This window comes from Prevotella sp. Sow4_E9_plate (assembly GCF_052116205.1).
Classification (GTDB): domain Bacteria; phylum Bacteroidota; class Bacteroidia; order Bacteroidales; family Bacteroidaceae; genus Prevotella.
The window spans coordinates 1-4,855 of the sequence record NZ_JBQKLN010000085.1 but is presented as its reverse complement, the minus strand read 5'-3'; the positions used below and the strand labels follow the sequence as shown (position 1 = coordinate 4,855).

Annotated in this window: 2 protein-coding genes; both read left to right on the top strand. The window is 42.6% G+C overall.

Features of this window, described 5'->3' with window-relative positions:
- The first annotated feature begins 1,856 nt into the window (after positions 1–1,856).
- Positions 1,857–2,708: an Rpn family recombination-promoting nuclease/putative transposase gene (locus tag ACTQ53_RS17055; protein WP_441934466.1), complete on the top strand. Its 852-nt coding sequence runs from the start codon at positions 1,857–1,859 to the stop codon at positions 2,706–2,708.
- An 84-nt stretch (positions 2,709–2,792) separates the two neighbouring features.
- Complete coding sequence (locus tag ACTQ53_RS17050) at positions 2,793–4,358, top strand: AAA family ATPase (RefSeq protein WP_441934464.1); 1,566 nt, start codon at positions 2,793–2,795, stop codon at positions 4,356–4,358.
- Positions 4,359–4,855 lie beyond the last annotated feature (497 nt).

The window sequence follows — 4,855 nt, the reverse complement described above, 5'->3', positions numbered from 1 at the left end:
AAGCAGCGCGCTTAAATACTTTCTTTTCATACGATAAAATTTAATTAAAAATATTAATTGTTAACTTTAAGTTCTAAACTTTCTCTGTACTATCTCCTGCGGGGAGATATTACACTTTTCTGGCTGTATCACATTATTATATAATAGAGAAAGAAATGTTTCTGCCAGAGAGATTTTAGGAAATAAGCTGACAATTCCATCCTTTCCGTAGGCTGGTATCGTCATGATAAGCAACGAAGATGCAAAGCTCTATGCCAAATTAAGAGAAGAGCAGCCAGAGACATTCAAGATATCACAGACTGCAGGAAACTTGTAGGGTATCGTAATAGATATAGAATTCGTTCAGGAGACTATAGAGCACTATTTACTCTAGAAATTGAGTTTTAAGAGTCACGCAGATTTCGCAGATGACGCAGATTTCTTTTACTTTTTTACCTTTAAAAGTTCCCACACGGATCTCACGGATTTTTTACTTTTTACCTTTAATAGTCCCACAGATTTCACAGATTCCCGCGGATTTTTTACCTTTTTACTTTTTTACCTTTTTACTTTTTTACCTTTTTACTTTTAAAAGTTCCCCAGGCGGTCCCATCCCGCAAAACATGGCGAGGGCTTTGATGTCCCGCCAACCTTAGAGCGAAGCGGTTCTGAGCACCGGAGGGCGGTTACATCCCTTGCCCTTTTGGAAAGGGCGAGGGCTTGGGAGTGGGTTAAGGACCCTCCCGCAGGGGAGGGACAGGTGGGGCAAAAAAACACCTCTTTGTCAAAGGAGGGACGGGGTGGATCGAAAAACCTGACGGGGTGGATCGAAGATTACATGACGACGCAGGAATCTCTGCGTCGGGACGTAGGAAAGATTACGTCGCCATGTAGTAGAGGCTACGTCGGGACATAATTTTGAGGTATCTATAAGGAATTAGATCAGATACTTTATAAATTTACCACCTTTCTTATACGCACAAAAAAAGTTTTTTCGTGAAAAAAGTCTCAAAGTATCATCTTTTCGACTAAATTCCGATATAAACATCTGATACACAACAAGATAAAAGAATGATACTTTTCGGATTACTTTACAAAAAGTATCATAGAAGTATCATAAATTTGATAGAAGTATCATAAAAACCGTCATTGAAGCATCACAAAATCGCCATAAAGCATCATGCATAATAGCGAAGCTGCAGACCCGCAAAAAGTGCCCAAAAACCGTCCGACACTTTGGGCACTCAGTGCCCGCCGTACGGGCAACGACTGCCCGTTACTTGTTCTCCCAATGCCCGACACTTGGTCCCTGAGTGCCCACTTGACGGGCAGGGACAGACCGTTTAATGGTCTCTAACAGACCACCTTATGTGCTGTTATTCCTAATCCTGCTTGTCAATCTTTTCTCTTATTCCTATTTTGTGTTTACATTCTTTATATCTTGGAAAAATAGACACTTTCATTTTTGTAAAACTGGAATAGTAGACACTTCTTTTTTAGTCTTTTAAATCGACTCAAAGCCGAATTTCATGATACTTCTTCCGGATTTATGATACTTTAATGATACTTCTTGTAAAATAATCAGAAAAGTCTCATTCGTGTATATTGCAGAATATCAGTTGCTTACAAGAGTATTTCACAGAATAATGATACTTTGAGACTTTTTCACGCAAAAAACTTTTTTTGTGCAGGAAATAAATATGGAGGAAACTTTATACCACACCCTTATGCGTTTTTATGTGGAGTCACGCAGATTTTTTACTTTTTTACCTTTTTACTTTTTTACCTTTAAATAGCCTTTTTACCTTTAAAAGTCCCCGAAAAGCTTGCAGGTTTGAAAATAAAGTCGTAACTTTGCGCTATAGATTTAAAAACAGATGGTTATGAAGTACTTAGATCCTAAGGCAGACCTCACGTTCAAGAAGATATTCGGCAATCATCCCACAAGACTGATCAGTCTCCTGAACGCCCTCCTGCCACTCAGCGACGAGGAGCAGATACACGAGATAAAGTATCTGCCTACAGAACTTGTGCCCCTGCTCGAAGGGGGCAAAAACACCATCGTAGATGTACTCTGCACAGATGTCAGAGGCAGGAAGTTCTGTGTGGAAATGCAGATGGAATGGTCTGACGCATTCCAGCAGCGAGTATTGTTCAATGCATCCAAACTCTATGTGAGTCAGGCTAAAAAGGGAGGAAAATACAGTGAACTCCAACCTGTATATTCCCTGAATCTTGTGAATGATATCTTTGCGCATGATACTCCGGATTTCATCCACAACTATCGCATCGTACATGATAAGGACAGTAATAAGGTCATTGAAGGCTTGCATTTCACTTTCATAGAACTCCCTAAGTTCACTCCTCATTCCATTGCCGACAAGCGCATGATGGTAATGTGGCTGCGTTTCCTCACAGAAATCAATTCCAATACGAAGGAAGTACCAGCCGACCTGCTTAATGACCCGGAGATCGGAAAAGCCGTAGAGGAACTGGAGATTTCCGGATTCACAGATGCCGAACTCAGAGCCTATGACAAGTTCTGGGATTCCGTAAGCGTTGAAAGAACCCTCCTGGATGACAGATACCAGAAAGGCATAGAGAAAGGTATGAACCAGCGAAGCCTTGAAATCGCCCGAAACCTTCTGTCCCTTGGGCTTCCTATCGATCAAATAACCCAAGCCACTGGCTTGACGGAAGAAGAGATTGAACTGCTGAAGGAGAGCTGATGGCACAAACTTTTTCCACTTATGCTTGGCTAATTCAGATTTTCTTCGTAATTTAGCAGCGCAAAACGTAAAGCATATAGGATTATGGCAAAAATAGTAAATTGCTATCCCGTAGGGATACAGACATTCTCGAATATCCGAGAGGGCAATTATCTCTATGTAGACAAGACCCAATATATCGTGGATTTCCGGGAGAAAGGAATGAAGTATGTCTTTCTGAGTCGTCCGAGACGATTCGGCAAGTCGCTCTTTGCCTCTACCCTCCAGGCTTATTTCGAGGGAAGAAAGGAACTTTTTGAGGGATTGGCCATTGCGGATTACGAGAAGGAATGGGTGAAGCACCCTGTGCTCCATTTCGATATGAGCGGTGCCAAGCATTTTGATGCTGACGCCCTGAACAGTTATCTGAATCTACGACTTTTGCCCTACGAAAAGCTTTACGGCAAGGGAGAAGGTGAAAACTATCCTAATGAAAGACTGGCTGGTATTGTAAAGCGTGCTTACGAGAAGACGGGCGAAAAAGTGGCTGTCATCATCGACGAATATGATGCCCCTCTGCTGGATGTGGTGCACGAGAAGGAGAACCTGCAACCCCTCCGTCGCATCATGCAGAACTTCTACAGTCCTCTGAAGATGCTAGACCCGTACCTGGAGTTCACCTTCATCACCGGCATTACCAAGTTCTCGCAGCTCAGCATCTTCAGCGAACTCAACAACCTCGATAATATCAGCATGTTCGACCAGTATTCCGCCATCTGCGGCATCAGTAAGACAGAGCTTACCACGCAGATGAAACCGGATGTGGCAGCGCTGGGTGAAGCCCTTGGCATGACGTATGAGGAGTGTCTGGCAGAACTGACAAGATTCTACGACGGCTATCATTTCTGCAAGAAATCAGAGGACATCTTCAATCCTTTCAGTCTGGTAAAGGCTTTGAATGCTCGTGACATAGCTCCTTACTGGTTTGGTTCCGGCACGCCGTCTTATCTTATCAAGACGTTGCAGAAGTATCACGTCAATGTGATGGATATCGAGAAAAAGTCATGCGATGTGGATGACTTTGATGTTTCACCGGAAATGATGACTTCAGCACTTCCGCTGCTCTATCAGAGTGGTTATCTCACCATCAAGAAGTATAACCCGCTGCTGCATCGCTATACTCTTGAATATCCAAACAGGGAGGTTAAAATAGGCATGCTCAAGAGTCTTGCGCCCAACTATCTTTCGCCGATTTCTCTGGACAACAACAGTCTGGTAGGTGATTTCCTGGAGAAGCTCTATGAGGCAGATGTCGAGGGGGCGATGGTGCGACTGAAAGCATATCTTGCCAGCATCTCCAACCGGTTGAGCAACAAGAGTGAGCGGGATTTCCAGACGGTGTTCTATCTTGTCTTCAATCTGATGGGTGCCCACATGAGGGTAGAGGAGAACAGTGCGATAGGCAGGGCTGATGCCGTGGTTTATATGCCGGATGCCGTGTTTGTTTTCGAGTTGAAGTATGATGGTTCTGCAGAGGAAGCAATCAGGCAGATTGATGAAAAGGGATATCTGATTCCTTATTCTGCCGACGGCAAGCGTCTCTTTAAGATTGGCGTTAATTACGACAGCACCCAGCGCACCATCAGCGAATGGAAGATCAAGGAAGAATAATTCATCTGATGATTTATTTCATCGGATGAATTGTTCATCGAATCTCACGATTCTCACGGATTTTTTACCTTTAAAAGTCCCACAGATTTCGCAGATGACGCAGATTTTTTACCTTTTTACTTTTTTACCCTTTTACCTTTAAAAGTTCCCACAGATTTCACAGATTCACACAGATTTTTACCTTTTTACCTTTAAAAGTCACGCAGATTTCGCAGATGACGCAGATTTTTTACCTTTTTACTTTTTTCCCCTTTTACCTTTAAAAGTTCCCACACGGATCTCACGGATCTCACGGATTTTTTACCTTTAAAAGTTCCCACAGATTTCACAGATTCACACAGATTTTTACCTTTTTACTTTTTTACCTTTAAAAGTCACGCAGATTGCGCAGATGACGCAGATTTTTTACTTTTTTACCTTTTTACTTTTTTACCTTTAAATAGCTCTTTTACCTTTAAAAGTTCCCCAGGCGGTCCCATCCCGCAAAATATGGCGAG